18 protein-coding genes and 1 tRNA gene are annotated in these 18,902 nt (G+C 58.2%); 16 read left to right on the top strand and 3 right to left on the bottom strand.

What is annotated here, in order from left to right:
- Positions 1-51 precede the first annotated feature (51 nt).
- The 10 genes from MTR64_RS17860 to MTR64_RS17815 all read left to right on the top strand — a co-directional run bounded on the left by MTR64_RS17860 (position 52) and on the right by MTR64_RS17815 (position 10,172).
- Complete coding sequence (locus MTR64_RS17860) at positions 52-603, top strand: acyltransferase (RefSeq protein WP_243995862.1); 552 nt, start codon at positions 52-54, stop codon at positions 601-603.
- Between the two features lies 1 nt (position 604).
- The gene (locus MTR64_RS17855) at positions 605-1,366 is read left to right on the top strand and encodes a sulfotransferase domain-containing protein (RefSeq protein WP_243995861.1); all 762 of its coding nucleotides are present in this window, start codon (positions 605-607) and stop codon (positions 1,364-1,366) included.
- A gap of 170 nt (positions 1,367-1,536) precedes the next feature.
- Positions 1,537-2,781 carry a hypothetical protein gene (locus MTR64_RS17850; protein WP_243995860.1) on the top strand — a complete coding sequence of 415 codons (1,245 nt, stop codon included), beginning with the start codon at positions 1,537-1,539 and terminating at the stop codon, positions 2,779-2,781.
- Between the two features lie 31 nt (positions 2,782-2,812).
- A complete protein-coding gene (locus MTR64_RS17845) occupies positions 2,813-3,526 on the top strand; it encodes a WecB/TagA/CpsF family glycosyltransferase (protein WP_243995859.1) in 714 nt (237 codons plus the stop codon).
- Between the two features lie 202 nt (positions 3,527-3,728).
- Complete coding sequence (locus tag MTR64_RS17840; RefSeq protein WP_243995858.1) at positions 3,729-4,817, top strand: glycosyltransferase; 1,089 nt, start codon at positions 3,729-3,731, stop codon at positions 4,815-4,817.
- Positions 4,818-4,855: 38 nt separating this feature from the next.
- Positions 4,856-5,830, top strand: a complete 975-nt coding sequence (locus tag MTR64_RS17835) for a hypothetical protein (RefSeq protein ID WP_243995857.1) — start codon at positions 4,856-4,858, stop codon at positions 5,828-5,830.
- Positions 5,827-6,531 carry a hypothetical protein gene (locus MTR64_RS17830; RefSeq protein WP_243995856.1) on the top strand — a complete coding sequence of 235 codons (705 nt, stop codon included), beginning with the start codon at positions 5,827-5,829 and terminating at the stop codon, positions 6,529-6,531. The genes MTR64_RS17835 and MTR64_RS17830 overlap by 4 nt, the downstream gene beginning before the upstream one ends.
- Before the next feature lie 2 nt (positions 6,532-6,533).
- A complete protein-coding gene (locus MTR64_RS17825) occupies positions 6,534-7,262 on the top strand; it encodes a hypothetical protein (RefSeq protein WP_243995855.1) in 729 nt (242 codons plus the stop codon).
- 236 nt (positions 7,263-7,498) lie between these two features.
- Positions 7,499-8,515 carry an acyltransferase family protein gene (locus MTR64_RS17820; RefSeq protein ID WP_243995854.1) on the top strand — a complete coding sequence of 339 codons (1,017 nt, stop codon included), beginning with the start codon at positions 7,499-7,501 and terminating at the stop codon, positions 8,513-8,515.
- A 418-nt stretch (positions 8,516-8,933) separates the two neighbouring features.
- Positions 8,934-10,172, top strand: coding sequence for an O-antigen ligase family protein (locus tag MTR64_RS17815; RefSeq protein WP_243995853.1), 1,239 nt, complete (start codon positions 8,934-8,936; stop codon positions 10,170-10,172).
- 143 nt (positions 10,173-10,315) lie between these two features.
- Here the strand turns inward: MTR64_RS17815 and MTR64_RS17810 are convergent, their stop codons facing one another.
- Positions 10,316-11,350: a glycoside hydrolase family 5 protein gene (locus tag MTR64_RS17810; protein ID WP_243995852.1), complete on the bottom strand. Its 1,035-nt coding sequence runs from the start codon at positions 11,348-11,350 to the stop codon at positions 10,316-10,318.
- Between the two features lie 536 nt (positions 11,351-11,886).
- Positions 11,887-11,960, bottom strand: a tRNA-Gln gene (locus MTR64_RS17805).
- Positions 11,961-12,113: 153 nt separating this feature from the next.
- Here MTR64_RS17805 and MTR64_RS17800 point away from each other — a divergent pair.
- Together MTR64_RS17800 and MTR64_RS17795 are read left to right on the top strand one after the other, a co-directional pair.
- Positions 12,114-13,391 carry a Ppx/GppA phosphatase family protein gene (locus MTR64_RS17800; RefSeq protein WP_243995851.1) on the top strand — a complete coding sequence of 426 codons (1,278 nt, stop codon included), beginning with the start codon at positions 12,114-12,116 and terminating at the stop codon, positions 13,389-13,391.
- Positions 13,392-13,404: 13 nt separating this feature from the next.
- Positions 13,405-14,064 carry an RlmE family RNA methyltransferase gene (locus MTR64_RS17795; RefSeq protein ID WP_243995850.1) on the top strand — a complete coding sequence of 220 codons (660 nt, stop codon included), beginning with the start codon at positions 13,405-13,407 and terminating at the stop codon, positions 14,062-14,064.
- Between the two features lie 114 nt (positions 14,065-14,178).
- On the opposite strand, the gene MTR64_RS17790 is transcribed toward MTR64_RS17795, so the two are convergent.
- Positions 14,179-14,811 carry a c-type cytochrome gene (locus MTR64_RS17790; protein WP_243995849.1) on the bottom strand — a complete coding sequence of 211 codons (633 nt, stop codon included), beginning with the start codon at positions 14,809-14,811 and terminating at the stop codon, positions 14,179-14,181.
- A gap of 123 nt (positions 14,812-14,934) precedes the next feature.
- On the opposite strand from MTR64_RS17790, the gene MTR64_RS17785 reads away from it, so the two are divergent.
- From MTR64_RS17785 to MTR64_RS17770, 4 genes are all read left to right on the top strand, one after another.
- Positions 14,935-15,828, top strand: coding sequence for a prephenate dehydratase (locus MTR64_RS17785; protein ID WP_243995848.1), 894 nt, complete (start codon positions 14,935-14,937; stop codon positions 15,826-15,828).
- 76 nt (positions 15,829-15,904) lie between these two features.
- Positions 15,905-16,591, top strand: a complete 687-nt coding sequence (locus MTR64_RS17780; RefSeq protein WP_243995847.1) for a hypothetical protein — start codon at positions 15,905-15,907, stop codon at positions 16,589-16,591.
- On the top strand, positions 16,588-17,913 hold the full coding sequence (locus MTR64_RS17775; protein WP_243995846.1) for a DUF4350 domain-containing protein: 1,326 nt from the start codon (positions 16,588-16,590) through the stop codon (positions 17,911-17,913). Before MTR64_RS17780 ends, MTR64_RS17775 begins: the two co-directional genes overlap by 4 nt.
- 29 nt (positions 17,914-17,942) lie before the next feature.
- Entirely contained in the window at positions 17,943-18,899 is a 957-nt protein-coding gene (locus tag MTR64_RS17770; protein WP_419144961.1) for an AAA family ATPase, read from the top strand.
- The last annotated feature ends 3 nt before the right edge of the window (positions 18,900-18,902 follow it).

Genomic DNA, 18,902 nt, shown 5'->3' with positions numbered 1-18,902 from the left:
AGGCTAAGAACGATTGCAGAGCACCTGAGCGTTCAAAGGGAGCGAGATGTCTTGTTTAAGAGCTTGATCCGACAATGCTATTTCATCTGCATCTGGGTCATCAATCTTCTTCTGCTTCTCCTGCCGTTCTCTATTGCGCGCGTGGCCCTGCTCAAGGCCATCGGTCAGCGTGTGGCCTGGTCCGCGTCGCTGCAGCGCGGCGTCCGGATCCTCTCTCTGAAGCCGAACACGTTACGCATACGCGAGCGAGTGATTGTCAATCACTCGGTTCTGCTCGACAATCGCGGTGGGCTGGTCCTGATGGCGGACGTTGCCGTTTCGTCCGGGACCGCGATCTTCAGCTATGGCCATGATCACCAGCAAATCTTTCGTCCGACGAGAGCGAAGCCGACGGTCGTTGGGCCCGGCGTCTTCATCTATTCACGGGCGATCATCTGCCCTGGCGCCCATCTTCGTGGCCATTGCGTTGTTGCTCCTGGCTCCGTCGTAACCAAACCGACCAGCCGTCAGGCCTTTTGGGGTGGCAATCCGGCGCGCTGCATCCGCCCCCAATATGCAGTCAAAGGCAGAAACGAGAGTTATCAGTATGTCCTTGCCCCCTGAGTTGAAGCTCAAGCTCAAGCGAGCGCTGCGCCGGCGATGCCCGATCGTGCCTTTCAATTGTGTGGGCGTTGCCGAATTTCCAAAGTCCGGCATCACGATGTTTACCTACGGATTGAGCAACGCGCTCGGTGAGCTTCATGGCGTTACTCCGGAGACGACGTGGTTCAACCACAACCTCCTCGTGAGGGACCTTCACATCGCAGGCTATTTCAGTGAGGGAAAAGGGTTTCCGCTGCAAAAGACCCACTACGACAACGATTTGAGCTACAACGCCATCTTCGTGATGCGTCGCAACGTGCGTACGCTGATGCCGAGCTGGTATGAATACAGCCGCCAGCATTTTGGATACGAGGGGTCGTTCAAGCGATTTCTGACTTCTCCTGCAGGTGTGTCGCGGTATGAGCGCTTCATGTCGTCCTACAGCACCAAGGCTGCGCCATGGCAGCGCATCGTCGTCGTCGACTACGAAGAACTTGTGCGTGATAGTGCACGTGTCTACGCCGACGCCCTCAGGCATCTTGGATACGGCAATCATGACGGTATCGGCGATGTGGCTACACGCGCGAGCGCCAAGGTTGCGCGTGACAGCATGGTCGAAGACGAGACTTTCTATCGTTTCAACTCGATTGCCACTTCCGAGACTTTCGTGAAGGCCAAGGTTCGCGAGAACGACGTCTACTGGCAGGATGTCGACGATGCCACGCTCATGCGTCTGCATGAAATCCATGATTTACGCTACAAGCCCGAGGAGCCGAAGGCGTGAATGGCTACAAGCTTGTGCGGGCCATTCATGAAATCGATATGCCTGAAATCCGAAGTCCCTTCCTCATGGATATCACCCGGAATTCGAGGGGGTTTTCCCGTGTGGACAAGCGCAACGGGACAACCGCATTTTGCTTTGCGTGATTGATTGAGGTCGGGACCGAATTGAGCATGTCGAGGCAGTTTGTTGTCATTATTGCGGCGCGGTTTGCTCCCGTTGTTCTGGCAGTTGGCCTCACTGCAGCGCTCGGTCTTGAAATTTATGGCGTACTCAGGCTTTACCTTGCCGAAGCTTCGCTTGCGGTCGGAATTGTTTTCGCGGGCTTCGTTCCAGCCTATGTTGCGCGTCAACACCAAAGCGCTGGAACATCGGTGCGCGGCGCATGGCTCTATCTGTGCTTGGCGACCGTCATCGCCGCTTCAGTCGTGCTGTTAGTCGGTAATACCAGTTCGGTGTTCGCCGCAGTGGGCATGGTTCTGGCAGTAACGTTGATGAACGCGGTTGAGTCCCAAGCCATCTTTCAGCGCAAACCGGTCAATTCCGCCGCGACGGCGCTTTTTGGAATGACGGTCCTCAATCTCAGCTATTGGATCGCCAATCTCGTGTGGAGCGGCAAGCCAGACACCAGCGTTATTGCCGCGACGACACTCTCCATCATCAGTCTGACCTGCTACCACATCTTCTGGCTGTCCAACAGGTCAGCGGCTCTCGTCGATAAACACAGCCATGATGGCATCCGCAGCGCAGTTGTTGCCATCCATGAAGTCTGGGGCTGGGTCAGATGGCAGGGCGAATACATGGCCGGAGCGGCTGCCCTCGCTTTTTACGTCAACCTCGTTCCTGTGCTGCTCGGCCGGCTTTATGGGCCGGAAGCTGTCGCTCTCGCCACCTTGTCGATTTCCGTAGGTACGCTTTTCAGTTTTGTTCCGACACGTTTCCTGCTGATCAATCTGTCGAGCCTGCGAAGTGGAGGGAAAGACCAGCCGTTCGGCCTCAGGCCCGATATTCTCAGAAACCTGGCCCGCGTGCGTCTGTTGAGCGTGATCGGTGGCGCAGTGGTGCTGATTGGGGCCCTGACTTTTTCAGGCATGTTTGGCATTGATCCGGCGATGCGATGGTCGGCGTTTGGCTACCTCGTTTATCCGCTTGCTTCCACTTTCGTTGGTCCTTGCTCTACCGTTCTGACCCAGATCGGTGGCGCGGCTCTCACCCGGCGCAACGCGCTCGTTGGTTGTGGGGGCTTCCTTGCCATGGTTGGGCTGGTGGCGGTATTTCTGCCACAAAGCCAGATGGCTTTCGGCCTTTGCTACCTGTTCGGCCGTGTCGGAAACGATTTACTCGATGCTATTTCAATGCGTAAGTTCTCCGGAGGTGCGGTTAGTCTCTCCATTTGGGAGGGTATAGGGAATGATTGAGGCGTCAAAACTGTCGTTTCGCCAACGGATCATGGCAGCTTCTGACATTGATGCCACGGAGGCCCTGCGTAGCTCCCCACGTGCGATCGTACTGACGTTGAATGCGTATCTCATGTACCTTTGCCGAAGTGACATCGAAGTGGCCCGTTTCGCGGCAAGCGCCAACATAGTGACGTGCGATTCCCGTATTCTCAATGGCGCCGCGCGATTGTTCGGCCAGCGGCTGCCGATCCGGACCGGGGCCGACATGGTGGCTGAGTTAATCGGCGAGGAAGGCGCGCCGCCGCTGGTCATTATCGGCCCTGAAGAAGATTTAGTCAGGAAGATAGAAAGTCCAAATCAGCTCATCGCCATCGAGTGCCCATACCTTGACAGTTCGGAAGCGCTTTGGCGGCTCATAAAGCGAGAGCTAAAAATAAAACTTCGAGAAAACCCCCTTCGACATGAAAATGTAACCTACCTAATAGCGATTGGTCCTAAGAAACAAGAGTATGTTGCCAATAAAATAATTTCCGAAATGGGTGCATCAAGAATAATTTGTTGCGGGGCTTCTATTGATTTTCTGACTAAGAAGGAAAAAAGGGCTCCGCGCTTTGTCCAAAGAAATGGCTTTGAGTGGTTGTGGCGACTGATCCAGAATCCTAAAAGGAAGTGGAAGGTGGTGCTCGTTTACTCACTAAAAGGGGTCTTCGCTTTCGTTCATGATATTCTTCAAGAGAAACCCAAAAAGGTATCTCCTGGGTGAGATTGAATTTAACATAATGATTTGTTGTTGGATGCACTTGAAGGGTGAGCTAAATTCTAAGAAACGACACGACATACCATATTAAAATCTTGTCACTGAAGGCCCTTCTGTTGTGATGGTGGTGTGGACGATTTCAGAAGGCGCGGGCGTGGGACGACTGGTTGTTGCGACAGATGGGGATTGACCGTTGGCGCAGGGCATATTGATTGAAGGCAAAGTGCGCAAAATAGTTGACGGGGACTCAGCTTTCGGTGAACGGATCGTGCATTGCGATCTCGGCGGTGGCGCTGCTATCGCGGCCAATCGGCACGCTCAGGCCCGCGCCGTTCGGGCAATTGATCTCCACAAGACATCGCCATGGATGCGCTTTTTGCGGCTCTGTGCTAGCCTGCTCAATCGCCTGTTCCGCTTGGAAGGTGAAGATTATATCTGGCCAATCTTTCTGAGCGCAGGATCGTACGAACCGCAGCGCGGTGACGAACTCCACTGGGTTCTTTGCCCGGAGATTGATTTGCGCCAGCCCCTGCCGTCAGGTGTGTCCCTCTACGTTCACGATGAGTGGTGGTCTCAGGGGTGGGCTGCCTATGCTGCGCTTTCGTCACGTTTTGAGTATGCGCCGCTGTTTCTTCCTGGGTTGCGGCACATCATTCGTAACTGGTTGGCGAAGCACTGCGAGAAGCGGTTAAGACGGACTGCCGGACTGGCGACAATGATCTCGCCATCAAGATACATGCAACAACGCTATCAAAAAAAAGGCTTTCAAAATGTCCTTTATGATCCGAGCCAGCTTCGCCTCCTGACATCGGAGGTGAGGCCAGAGCTTGTGGCGCCTACTTCGGCTCAGCGCACCGTCGACGTGATCTTCTACGCCCCTTCCGCTTCATGGTATCGCAAGGGAAGCGACCTTACTGCCGCGCTGGCATATCACTTTGCCGACCGGGAAATGGGGGAGGAAACAGAACGGCGTCTTGTCCTGCTCGGCGGTTATGGGGCAGATGGCTCCAAAGGGACGAGCGCCAATGTCGAGGTCCTTGGCAGACTCTCCCAAGACGCACTCTTATCGAAGATGGCAAATGCGAAAGTCGTCGTCTTTCTTACACGAAACGATAATCTGCCGAATGTTATCATCGAGGCGTTGGCTAAGGGTTGCCTTGTTTTGACAACGCCATTTTCCGGTGGAGTGGAGGCCAGTCCCGACCGGGTGCATCTGGCCAGGTCGGCTGACATGGAGGCTCTTACGCTGCAACTCCGCAAGCTTCTGGATGACGCACAATGCCGATCCGCAGTCTAGCGCCCCCGTCCAACATGAGGATGCCGCGGCCGTCGGGCATGAAAATCGCGAAACCGCGACGCCGTGTAGGCCTGGCCAGGCGGGCGATCATTGCCCTCTTGGCGATTGGCTGGAATGTTACGCCCGGCATTCTGATTACGGCAGTAGCGGGCGTCTTTGCCCTGATCCTTTCGTTATCCCGTCGATTTCCTGTCAGCATAATCGTTCTCCTGGTTCTCTATGCAACAACTGCAGTTGCATGGACGATCAGCGGCTATCCGGCTGGGCGAGTACTATTTCTTGCGATTCAGGTCCTTTGCATCATTAAAATGGGAGAGTTAAGGGAAGGGAATGTTCGCTGGGCTTTGATTTGCCACTTTATCGTCGTCACTTTACTCTATTTTAGTGGATTTGGTGGCGATGTTGGCAACAATTCGAGTGGGACCGAGGAAAATCTTGGTTTCGTTTCCCTAGCATCGCTTACGTACTTTTTCCTGTTCAATTCCAACAGTCTGGTGTCGCGAGCTCAGACTTCGATATTTTCCTTTCTGAGTGTGCTTTTCGATGGCCGGCGCTACATTTTCCTCAATGCGCAGTTGTTCGCCATCATCGGTCGCCGAGTGACGCGCTATCCATTTGCCCTGGGCGCGATTGTTTCCATCGGATTTCCGATAATGTCGATCATTGTGACCTTAATCGCAGGTCCCTATTCAAGTCTTTACGCCCGTTACCGGCAGATAGACTTCCTGGAGAAGTCTATCTTGAGAGAGCCAGGCATCCTTCTCGTTGGAAACCAGCCTTTTCATCTCGAACTGCCACTATTTTTCTGGGTCGGGGACACGAAGTTCATAGGTTCGATCTTTGAATTCGGACTCGTCTTTTTCACAATTAATTTACTACTGACGTTCTGGATGGTGAATCAGATGAAACTGACCAGTTTTCAGAAATTCTTGCTGGGTCAGATGTGTTTCGGCTATCTTGGGGCGAATCCTATTGAAATATGTACGATATTTTTAATAAGTAGAATCAAATGATTGTTGTGATTTCGACTTTTATGACGCTTGCGGAAGCGCTCGTATTCTGGCGTCAAAATGCATTGATTCTGTCGCGTGCAGATTTCTATTGGTCCGTGACGATAGGCGATGAGCAGGCAGACGTGGGAGAGTTGTCCCAGGTTTGTGACCCTGACCGCACGGCTATCCTCAAGAAACGGGATCGCTGCTATGCAGAAGGATGGAACAACGCAGTCCGCCAGATGGCGGCGCAGTCGTGGCCACTGGACCGTATGCGGGCCTGCTTCCTTGGTACTGGTGATGCCATTCTACGGGCGCCCGGTGAGCTCGATCTTTCCATGAATGTGGTTGCGGTTGGAATGATAAGCCGCAACGGTATTGTCCAGCAGAAGCTCCCTCAGAAACGCGTGTCTTTTGCGACGCTCAGCGCCTGGACACCGTCCTGCCTGTTTCCCGCAGCAATGCTGGCAACGTATTGCTTCCCTGAAACAGCGCGCATTGCCAGCGATATAGACATCTTTTTCGAATGTTTCGACAAGAGGCTGACATTTCGCCAGATTGAGGGTTTCGAAGTTGGCATGGAAGACGGCGGACTGAGCTCGCAAGTTATAGCGAGTACGAGAGAGTATAGAAAATTATATGAAAACCGGTACGGCTTCTCAATTTTGGCGCGAATTGCCGAGAAGCTGAAACAATTCCGTCACCAGATCCGGAAATACTAGGCATGGCGTGCCAGTCCATTCTCATTTTAACTCATCACAAGGCGGCCAGCACTCTCCTGCGGCGCATATTGCTGGCATCGCCGGATCCGCGTTACAAGGTGGTCGATTACGCCGGCACCTTCTGGAAGACACCTGAAGAACAAAAAAGTTGGTCCAGCGTATACGAAAAGCTGAACGAAGATCCCGGCCGCTTTTTTAAGGCGACGGAGCACATTTATGGCCCGTTGCGTGATGCGGTGGATATCGATCCCATGGGCTTTCGCCGTGTCATCATTGCACGTGATCCCGTCAGAACGCTCGAATCGGAATATGTATCCTTTGCCCATACCCACCCTGAGCCGGAAGGGGGGAAGGCGCGGGCGGCTTTCATGGAGCGCCGCGAGACCATGAAGGCGCTGACGGCAGATGAGTATGCTCTCGAAGCAATGCCTCGCCTGTTCAAGCGCTTTACCGAATTGCACGAAGTGTCTGATGGCGCCCTCATTCTTCCCTATGAGATGCTTATCAGGCATCGAAAAGACACGATACGCCGGTATCATCGTTTCGCGGGGATCCGGGTTCCAGTCGCTCTGACCTTGGCCACCATTGCCTTGCTAGAAATGAAGCCGAGCGTCGCCGTCCATCGCTCCCGGGACACAAATTTCGCGAACGTGAAGCTGACACCGGCAGTGCGAGAGGAAATCGAGGCGAAATTCGCGCCTGTATCTTCCATCTACCTTGGCTCCGAATAAACTATTTTAGCTTCAATCGATCGCCATGGAGTGGCCCGGGTTTTTCGAAGGCTTTTCAGTCTGGCGCAACCCAGCGAGCAATCCCCGGGGATATGGTCCGGCGTTGCGGCATCTTTTAAACCAGCAGCGTCGAAGGCGTGTTATGCATCGCGTATTTGATGCCAAAAAGTCGCATTGTGGAATCAATGTGTTTAAAATTCAGCCCTGCGCAGGGAAGCCTCAGAATTGGTGATTGTATGGAAAAGCCAACATCAAATAGAAATGATTCTTTGGATGGAATGAGGTTGATAGCAATATTTCTTATTATTTTTCTTCACGTGCAGTATGATCCACTAGATTTTGACGGTCTAATGCATGTCGTTCGATATTGTGCTCGTTGGTGTGTGCCATTTTTTTTCATGTTGACAGGCTTGTACCTCAAAGTGGGTCCGGCAGGTCTTCCGGACATCAGTCTGGAAAGACTCCGGAAAAGCGCCATGATTGCAATGGTGGCAAATTTATTATTTATGCCGTTGGCGATATATTTGGGCGGTGTTGGTGTTATTTCGTTGTATATAATCGGTTCTGGCGTATTTTTCCATCTATGGTTCATTAATTCCTTAGTTTTCTGTTTTGTATTTTTAATATCTGTTAGTCCGGATGGGGTGGATTTCCGTATATTGTTGATCGGATCCGTGTTGGGTGTTTTGTTGGTTTCATATATAGACGTACTTTTCCAGTTGGATGGAAATGCATGGCGACCGCAATTTCAATTGGTAAGGTTCCTTCTTGCAACCCCTTTGGTTGTCATCGGATTTTCTGCGCCAAAGATCGCTCCGATCGTAGGTAAAAGCGGGACGATATTATTGATTGTCTTTGGCCTGCTTTTAATGGTGATCGAGGCAGTGGTACTGCTTGAGTTCGACATTGGCTTCGGTTCCGTGCAATTTCCAATCGGGTGCTTTCCCTTTTCGTTGGGGCTAGTGCTTTGCCTTTACCGCTCACCCGAAATCCCCGGCCTGAAACATTTGGCGGGGCTCGGCCGGCGTCATGCATTGGGTATCTACATTCTGCATCCGATCGCCTTGCTTGCCGTCAAAGCGGCAATCAACAAGCTGGGCCATCCAGCACCAGGTGAAGATTCACTAGGGTTGATCGTGGCACTGATTGCTGGCCCTGCGACGCTGGCCGCACTTGTTGTATCGGATAGGCTGACTCCCTGGTTCAATCGTCTGCTGGCAGGTGATTGGCCGCCTCGGCGTGTTGGGAGTTGAGCCACAACCTGCGTGGTGGGTTCGGGAAAGCTTGGGAGTTGCGGCGCCGGAAGAAATTACGCGCCATGCAGGTCCAGTCCTGTCGACTTCGAACGTGAAGCTGAGGTAGCATGAATGCACCTCTCGGTGCCCATCAAAACGGTAGAAGACCAAGGACATGAAGAAAAATAGAAGTCACCGTTCTATTTATGGCTCTGAAAAATCAAAATTTGATGGGCGAATATCATATAGTATCAATGAGAAAAGACGTTTGCCTTCTAAAGAGCATAATACGATCGTAAGAATGATACGATCTAGTACGTTGTTAATATCGTTTGCAATTTTTATTGTAGTTGTTGCTTTGGGTGGTGGGTCGTCTCGCCCCGATAATCCCTGGCTGTTGTTGCTAAGGCCGGTCACGGTCCTTTGCCTCATGGGCATGCTTCTTTCTACGAAAAGGACCCCCTGGCGTGATGTCTGGCCGCTACCGCTTCTGCTTGCTGCATTCGCGGTCACAATAGGAATACAGCTTGTTCCGCTCCCGCCGGCGATCTGGCACGGCATTCCGGGACGCGCCCAATACGATGCTGTTGCTGAAGCCCTGAACGGTGTCGGCCAGTGGCATCCGCTGACCCTCGCACCCGATCGGACGTGGAACAGCCTGATATCGCTTCTTGTGCCATTCACCGCCATGATCGGCTTCACAATGTCAAACGAAAAGCAGCGTGGCGCGCTGCTCTGGGCAGTATTGGCACTGGCCGCGTTCAGCATGATGCTTGGCTTGATGCAGTTCGTGAGCGGCGAAACGTCTCCGCTTTATTGGTATCCGGTAAGCGGGCGAGGTCAAATGCTGGGCTTGTTCGCAAACCGCAATCATCAGGGCGTCTTTCTGGCTCTTGTGCTGCCGCTGCTGCGGGTGTGGACATTGCAAGTATCGAAAAGCCATGCTGGCCGTAAATTTCGCGCTATAATTGGCCTTTGCGCCGGCGCGTTTATCATCATCTACGTGCTTGTACTGGGATCGCGGGCCGGCATGGCGCTCACTGTTGCCGGCTTGATCGGTGCGTATCTCGTCGAGCCATCGGTTGGCGCAGGCCTGCACATTACAAAGCGCCAGCGTATTTGGATTATCGTGGGCATCATGATTGGCGTTGCTGTCTTGCTCGCCGTGACATTGAATGCGGGTCGCGCCATATCGATTGCGCGCATCGTCGAGAAAGACGACTTCGTTGAACATGAGGGACGCCTGCGGGCTTTGCCCACGCTGCTTCATATCATGGCCAGCACATTCCCATTTGGGACCGGCTTCGGGTCGTTTGTACCAGTTTACGCGAGCTTTGAGCCTGACTCACTGTTGAAGCCGACTTATCTTAATAATGCCCACAATGATCTTATCGAATTAATTATCACCGGTGGCTTGCCGGCCTTGATCGTGTTGCTGGCTTTCTTGTGGTGGTATGGCCGCGCTGCCTATATGAGCTTCACCATTCCAGCCTCTTCCAGTATTTTGCAGCGAGCATCAGCGTTCGCAATATTGATCTTACTACTTGCCAGCCTTGCCGATTACCCATTGCGGACTCCATTGCTAGGTGCCCTCTTCGCTGTTTTCAGCTGCTGGTTAAGCAGAGTGGACAAATTGCGCAGGGTTGAGCAGGCACCCCGGGGCGGAGAAAAGTAGGGGGTGAATTCTTTGAACGGCCTGCGCTCGCAAGCGTGAAAGCTTGCTGTATCCTTCTCGTGAGGGGTAGCTGCCGCCGGCCCGGATGGAAGCACGCCGGTGGTATTGGTCCACGCCGGGATTGTCACATCACGAAATATACATCATTTTCCAAGGTACTTTTCCAAGACTAGCATTTGCGGCATTTCAACCCCGGCTACAGGGTCAGTGGACATCGTATTGTTCCTCCAACTGCCACCGCCAGCATAGTAAGTCCCACCAATAAAGACGTCTCGGTGGGCCGACATGTATGCTAGTAATGCATTCAGTTCCACAAGGAAGCCGTTGCTCCTTCGCGCTCCGAATTCCCCTAGAAACAGCTTCTGTCCGTGTACTCTGGCCCACTCGGTTATTGGACCAAGAGTGCGAGATCCTGCGCCGGGAACAACCTTCGAACTGGTGCCTGAAAAGCCCTGATCAAGATACTGATGCACATCGAAAGCATAATTGTCTGCAGGGTCGCTCACTCCCAGCATGACTTTGCCGTTCCCACTGTTGATCCACGAGTGGCACCCGCTAAAGGCAATTCCGGAAAACAGAACTTTTGAGCTTGCCCCTGAACTACGCAGAGCCTGGCATGCGGCGTTTTGAACCCTTAGGTTAACTTCCGCCGGCATACGATTGGGCTCGTTCATCAGGTTGTACCAAACGAGGGGTCTTGCCTTATAACGCTGCCCCATACGTTGCCAAAAATCGGCGAAATCCGCGGCAGCAATGGGCGAACCATCACCACCGATTACCACCCCGTCGCGCCTGCCGAAGTTGTGGGCGTCGAGGATGGCAATGGATCCGTTGGCATTGATAGCGCTGACAAGCGTGTCGAGCCCTTGCAGCGTTGCTTCGCATAGCGAACCACGAAGTTCTGGTTGCAGCCGCTCCCAACGGAATGGGATGCGAAATGCTGAACATCCTTTATTCAGATAATAGGTCAGATTGCTCAAGCTTGGCCAGTGCCAGTTATCTCCGGTCGGGTCGAATTCGGCTCCAGCGATATTGACGCCAAGGAACTGGAGAACATCTGCGTGATCGCCGCGATTTTGGCCGGTGTTACTGCCGATTGCTCGCGCCCATCGTGGCAGCCCTGCGCTGATCGCGGTCGCGCCACCGCATAACAGAAGGCGACGTGAGGCGGAAAACATTGAAAAGTCGCCCTATTTGCGTACTACGGGAATGGAGGCGAACAGGAAAATACTGGCTCGACAATCCCGGGCAATGAATTTCGTTCGTGAACTGCGTGATTCCATGTGCATCCCCGATGGCCTGCTGCCGGTTTGATGGAAATCGGGACACGCTTCCCTGGGCTGTCCCTGCTTCTCGTTCGGAGTTGATAGGGTTGCGATATCTCGTGCCCGTTGACCTCATCTTCAGCGACGGATCTTCTCACGGCACAATATGCCATCTCCAATGTGCCTATGCTTATCATGCTGCGCTTGAAGGCAAAACAGCGTCGCTTTGGCCGTGGCAGAATCCATCGCGCCCAAGGATCGGTGGAAGTCCGATTTGCCGGGTGCGCAAACCAGCCGGTTCGGGATGCGCGCGCGCGCAACAGGCCGCTCCTCGTTGATCGCGGTGCACTGCCATGCTCATGCGGCAGGGGTGCCTGTGTCACACCGTGCATACAGACGCACGCTCCCTGCTACTAAGCAAAGAGAATTGAGACATTTTCTGGAAAAGCTGGATGCCCCGCGAGGATTCGAACCTCGATAGACGGAATCAGAATCCGTAGTCTTACCATTAGACGACGGGGCACCGGAGGGCGCCCCTCTAGTCGCGGTTGCGATTCGGGTCAAGCGCCTTGGCGCGGTATCGCGGCAGCGCCCTTGCTCCTTGCTCCGCAGGAGGTTAGCATCGTGTCAGGTGCCCGCCCAACGGGGCGGGATGATATGAACGAGATTTGATACGATGGCGGAGCAAGATCCGCCGGCAGCGAAAGTTGATGTGCCGGGCCGTGCCAGACGGCGGCGCAAGGGACGCAAGGGCAAACCTCGTCCGTCAACCGCCGGCACAGCCAAGGCCAAGGCGCGCCCCGTTTCGGGTGCACGGCCGGGGAAGACGGACGCAGGGCCGCGCGAACATGGCGATTCCGGTCTGCAGGCGGCAGCAGACCTGCAGCCGGTGCTGTCCGAGGTCCCGCGGCCGCCTGTGCCGCGCCAGTCCTATGCCGCGATCGACCTTGGCACCAACAATTGCCGTCTGCTGATCGCCCGGCCTTCGGGCGAGAATTTCACGGTGATCGATGCGTTCAGCCGCGTTGTTCGTCTGGGCGAGGGGCTGGCGCAGTCCGGGCGCCTGTCCGACGAGGCGATGGAGCGCACGCTAGCGGCTTTGCGGGTCTGTGCAGACAAGCTGATGCGCCGCAATGTCTTCCTCGCCCGCTCGGTAGCGACGGAAGCTTGCCGGCGCGCCGAGAACGGCCCCGAATTCATCGAACGGGTGCGCCGCGAAACCGGTATTGCGCTGGACATCATAAGTGCGCGCGAGGAAGCGCGGCTGGCGGTGCTGGGATGCCATGTCCTGCTCGAAGAGGGCATGGGCCCGGCGATGATCTTCGATATCGGTGGCGGCTCAACCGAGCTGGTGCTGATCGAAAGCACTGGCACAGTGCCGCGCATCCTCGACTGGCAGAGCGTGCCCTGGGGCGTCGTTTCGCTGACCGAGAGCTGCGGACCGGAAGGCGGTTCGCAGAGGGAGCGGCTCGAGCGCTACCGGCACATGCACGGGCTCGTGTCGGAAAGTTTTGCGGCCTTTGCCAAACGTGTTTCCGGTTCGCGCGAGAGCGCTGGGCAAGCCGGGCCACTACGGCTTCTGGGCACCAGCGGCACCGTCACCACGCTCGCCAGTCTGCATCTGGAGCTGCCGCAGTACGACCGCCGCATGGTTGATGGCTTGATCGTTCCGGCCGAATCGATGCGCGAGATCAGCAGCCGGTTGTCATCCATGGCGGTCGAGGAGCGGCGTGAGCTCAATTGCATCGGACGCGAGCGGGCGGATCTGGTGGTGGCCGGCTGCGCTATCCTGGAATCGATCCTCGACTTGTGGCCCGCAGCCCGGCTGGGCGTCGCCGACCGGGGAATCCGCGAAGGAATCCTGCGCAGTCTGATCGCCTCGCACGGCCATGGACACGGAGGCCGGACTCGGGCGGCCAGCGACAGCGTGCGCCTCGCAGTGGCGTCGCGATGAGAGGACAGCGGCGATGACCCGATCCGGACGCAACCCCGGCGAGCGCCTGCGCACCGCCAAGAAGCGCTCGACGAGTTCGGCGCGCTGGCTGCAGCGCCAGCTCAACGATCCCTACGTGAAGCAGGCCAAGGCTGATGGCTACCGCAGCCGGGCAGCGTACAAATTGATCGAGCTCGACGAGAAATTCGACCTGTTCAAGGGCGTGACCCGCGCGGTCGATCTCGGCATCGCGCCAGGCGGCTGGAGCCAGGTGCTGCGGCTGAAGTGCCCCAAAGCGAAAGTGGTGGGCATCGACCTGCTGCCGACGGACCCGATCGAAGGAGTCACCATCTTCCAGATGGACTTCATGGCCGATGAGGCACCCGCCGCGCTGGAAGGCGCGCTGGACGGGCCTCCGGACCTTGTCCTGTCAGACATGGCGGCCAATACCGTCGGGCACAAGCAGACCGACCACTTGCGCACGATGGGACTGGTCGAGACAGCCGCTGATTTCGCGATTCAGACGCTGGCGCCGGGCGGGACGTTCGTGGCCAAGGTTCTGGCGGGCGGGACCGATACCGAGCTGCTGAACCTGCTCAAGCGCCATTTCACCAGCGTCAAGCACGCCAAGCCGCCGGCAAGTCGCAAGGATTCGTCGGAATGGTACGTGATCGCGAAGGGCTTCAAGGGCTGACGGCCTCCGGCGCGAACCACGCCTGAAGCCCTGACGAAAACGGTCCGCGAGGCGACTCGGTGGCGCCTTGCGGACCGTTTGCGATCGGCGCGAGCCGATTCGGTCAAGCCGGGATCAGGTGGCCGGCGCGTCCGCGGGAGCGGCGCCTTCGGCCGGAGCCTCGGACGCTTCGCCGTCTGCTGGAGCAGCAGCGTCCGCTTCCGGCGCGTCAGCAGCCGGCGGCGGCGGCAGAGGAACATTCGAGCCCTGCGAGTTGAGATAGACGATGAGGTTGGCGCGGTCTTCCGGCTTGGACAGACCGGCGAAGGTCATCTTCGTGCCCGGAGCGAAAGCCTTCGGGCTGGTCAGCCAGGCGTTGAGCTTGTCGAAATCCCAGCTGCCGCCCACGCTCTTGAGCGCGTCGGAGAAGGGGAAGCCGCCAGCGCCCTGGCCGATGGCTTCGCCGACGACGCCGTGCAGGTTCGGGCCGATGCCGTTGGCACCGCCTTCGTTGATCGTGTGGCAGGACTTGCACTTGGCAAAGACCGCTTCGCCCTTGGCCGCATCGGCAGCAGCAAGCAGGGTTGCGAGCGGCACTTCCTTTTCGCCACCTTCGCCTTCGGCGACACCCTCGATGGCGTAGCCCATCGTTTCGGGCCGTTCGTGCTTGTCAGCTTCGAAATAATGCGAGCTGACAATAGCCAGACCCAGGCCGACAATGCCGGCGCCAAGGACCCAACCGGCGATGGTGTTGAAGCGATCGTCCATTCGTGCATGCCCCGCGCGTGAATGATTTACCCTTACTCGGATCGCACGCGCTCTAGTGTCGGGCAAGCGCAAGTGCAAGAGCCATTGCGGATATCGTGATTACGGCCTACTCGCGCGGGCGTCATGCACGCCTACCCAAAACCCGCACTGGAACTCGTCGCCCAGATGGCCGAAACGGCTGCCGCAGACCCTTCGCGCGCGATGGCGCTGCAGGGTGCACCGGGCTGTAATTCGCACCGCGCCGCGCTCGAATACGCACCGGATTGCCAGCCGTTGCCGTGCTTTTCGTTCGAGGATGCGCTGGATGCCGTGAAAGAAGGTCGTGCCACACGGGCGATCATTCCGATCGAGAATTCGCAGCATGGCCGCGTGGCCGACATCCACTTCCTGCTACCCGAAAGCGGGCTGTCGATCGTCGGCGAGCATTTCATGCCGATTCACCACGCACTGATGGCGCTGGGCGACGGGCCGTTCAAGGCCGCCTACAGTCATCCGCAGGCGCTCGGCCAGTCACGCCACTACCTGCGCGAGCGCGGGATCGTGCCGATGGCCTATGCCGATACGGCGGGCGCGGCGGCGCTGGTGCGCGAGCAGGGCGATATGGCCTCGTGCGCGATCGCGCCGAAGCTGGCCGCCGAGCTCTACGGCCTCAAGGTGATCGAGGAGAACGTCGAGGACGCCGCCGACAACACCACGCGCTTCGTGGTGCTGGCGCGCGAGCCGCTCGATCCCTTCACCCTCGAAGGCCAGCCGACGATGACGACGTTCATCTTCGAAGTGCTCAACATCCCGGCCGCGCTCTACAAGGCGCTGGGCGGTTTTGCCACCAACGGGGTCAACATGACCAAGCTGGAAAGCTACCAGACCGGCACCAGCTTCGCGGCGACCACGTTCTATGCGGACATCGAGGGCGCACCGGGCGATCCGCGCGTCGACATGGCGCTCAAGGAACTGGCGTTCCACTGCAAGTACGTCCGCCCGCTCGGCACTTACCGGCAGGCGCGTCCCCGGGGCTGACCCCGGCACAGGGATTACAAGAGATTCATCCTGTTAGCCGCTTGCGCCCGGTGGCGGCGCATGCGAAGCAAGCCGCGTGACGGTTGCCGGGGGTCAGATCGGAAACGCGGCTGCGGCCAGCGGAGCGGCACATGACCGGGCCGCGAGCGACTGGGAAGCCGTGCGCCATGCCGCCGACATCCAGTTCACGCCGCTGCCTGCTGCGAAGGCTCCTGCCGTTCCTCACGTTCCCGAATGGCTCAAGGCACTGGGGCGCTTTCTCGAATGGCTGTTTGGACCGCTCGGGCGGTTCTTCGGAATGTCCTGGCCGGTGTTCCAGTGGGTGCTGATCGGACTTGCGGTACTGCTGGCTGCGTTCCTCCTCTGGCGGCTGCTGGGGCCCGCCGTGGCGCAGTGGCTGCGCCGCCGGGGTGAGGAAGAGGAAACCGCGCAATGGGCGCCGACCCGCGCCGAAGCCGCCGCGCTGCTGGAAGATGCCGACCGGCTGGCGGGCGAGGGCTGTTTCGGAGAGGCCGTGCACCTGCTGCTCCGGCGCTCCGTCGGACATATCCGTGATGCGCAGCCTGACTGGTTGATGCCTGCCTCCACCGCGCGTGAGATAGCGGTGCTGCCCATGCTGCCCGAGGCCGGGCGCAAGGCCTTTGCCGCCATCGCCACGCGCGTGGAGCGCAGCCTGTTCGCCCTGCGTGACCTCGATGCGCAGGACTGGGCGGCGGCCCGCGCAGCCTATGCCGATTTTGCACGGGTTGCACTGGCGTCATGAGCGCCGGGGCGATCACCGCGGAACCGGTTGCTGTCGGCGCCAATCCGTTCACGCGGCGTGCGGTTCTGGCCATCGTGCTGATCGGAAGCGTGCTGTTCCTGGCGCTGCTGTGGATGATCGGCACCGGCTCGGGCATGGGCTCAGCCAATAACGGCGAGGCCCATGCCGCCGGCAAGGGGCTGACTGGTTATGCCGCGATGGCGGACTATCTGGAGCGGCGGGGCTATGCCGTGCGCAAGGTGCGCAATGAGGGGGCGCTGGCTGAATCCGGCCTGTTGGTCCTGACCCCGCCCGCGTTTGCCGATGGCAAGGAGATCGAGAAGATCGTCTCGGCGCGCCGATATGAAGGGCCGACGCTGGTCATCACGCCCAAATGGATTTCGGCCAAGCCCACGCAGGATCAGGAGAAGGATGCGAAAGAGGGCTGGGTTCGCCTGAACGGCACGATGCCCCCTCACTGGGAGGGCTTTCTCGACGACGTGGGAGTAGAGGTGGGCAAGGTCGATGCCAACGGCCAGTCCGCGAAATGGGGCGGGATGGGTCTGTCCGGAACGCTACCCGGCTCCGATGCCCTGCTCTGGGGCAAGGGCAGGCGGCTGATGCCGCTGATCACCGAACAGGACGGTCGCATCCTTGCCGCGCTGATCGATGACGGTGGAAACTATCCGAAGCTGGAGCGGCTGGCCCGGGGGTTCCGCCAAAGCGAGGTGGAGGACGAGGATCTCTACCCGCTCGTGGTGGTGTTCGAGCCCGATTTGCTCGACAATTACGGCATGGCCAGCCTTAGCAGCGCGCGGCTGCTCGATGTCCTGATTCCGGCAATGGAAGTGGACAAGGGCGGGCCGGTGCTGTTCGACCTCACGCTCAATGGCCTTGGCCGCTCGGACAGCCTGCTGACCCTTGCCTTCACCCCGCCCTTTCTCGCCGCGACGCTGTGCCTGCTGATGGCGGCCGTCATCATCGGCTGGCGCGCCTTCCTGCGCTTCGGACCACCCTTCGCGCCGGACCGTGCCATCGCTTTCGGCAAGCGCGCGCTGGTGGCCAATTCGGCCGGGCTGGTGCGCCGGTCGGGCCGCTTGCACCTGTTATCAGGCCCCTATTTGGAGCGCGCGCGCGAGCGGCTGGGGCAGGCTCTGGCGCTGCCGCGCACGCTCGATCCCGATCAGGCCGCTGCAGCCATTGATCGGGCACTGGCCTCGCGCCATCCCGATGCCGAACCGTTTACCGCGGTCACCGCGCGCCTGAAAGCAGCGCGGCGGCCGCACGATCTCCTGAAAGCCGCGCGCGATCTTCATGCGCTCGAAAGGATGCTGATTCGATGACCGAGTCCGAAGTTCCCAATCTTGCCGAAATGAGCCTTGCCGAAGTGGCGGGCCTTGCCGATGCGATCCGGGGGCAGATTGCCAAGGCCGTGGTCGGTCAGGCGGAGACGCTCGACCATCTGCTGATCGCGCTGATGGCGCGCGGGCACGTGCTGCTCGAAGGGCCTCCGGGCACGGCCAAGACTTTCCTCGCGCAGTGCTTTGCCGCCACGCTGGGGCTCGATTTCGGGCGCATCCAGTTTACCCCCGACCTGATGCCGGGCGATATCCTGGGCTCCAACCTGTTCAACTTCCAGACCAGCCAGTTCACGTTGACGCACGGGCCCATCTTCTGCGACCTGCTGCTGGCGGATGAGATCAACCGCACCCCGCCCAAGACGCAGGCAGCCTTGCTGGAAGCCATGCAGGAGCGCCGCGTCACGCTCGATGGCAGCGCGCACGCGCTCCCTGCGCATTTCACCGTGGTGGCGACGCAGAACCCGATCGAGAGTCAGGGCGTTTATCCGCTGCCCGAGGCCCAGCTCGACCGCTTCCTGTTCAAGCTGCTGGTGGGCTACCCCAGCCTCGAGGAGGAATGCCGGATCGTCGCCCGCTATGGCGAGAACCGTGGTGCGCCGCGCCCGGCGGACCTCGGAATTGAGGCGGTGACCAGTGCGGAGCAACTCGAAGCCGTGACCCGTGCCGTGGCCGGGGTGACGCTGGCTGACAGCGTCACCGACTACATCGTGCGGCTGGTACGTGCGACGCGCGAAAGCCCGGACCTGTCGAACGGTGCCAGCCCCCGCGCCGCGGTGCTGCTTGCCGGCGCGGCCAGGGCGCGCGCCGCGCTCGATGGTCGCGACTATGTCGTGCCCGACGACGTCAAGGCGCTGGCGGGCAGCGTGCTGCGCCATCGCCTGCTGCTCAGCCCTGCGGCCGAGATCGAAGGCAAGCAGGTCGAGCAACTGGTTGAGCAACTGGTCGAACAGACCGAGGCGCCCCGGTAAGCG

Origin of the sequence: Novosphingobium album (ex Hu et al. 2023), from assembly GCF_022832385.1 — a bacterium.
GTDB classification, from domain to species: Bacteria; Pseudomonadota; Alphaproteobacteria; order Sphingomonadales; family Sphingomonadaceae; genus Novosphingobium; species Novosphingobium album.
The sequence above is the reverse complement of the archived record's forward strand: the minus strand, read 5'-3'. Positions and strand labels throughout refer to the sequence as shown.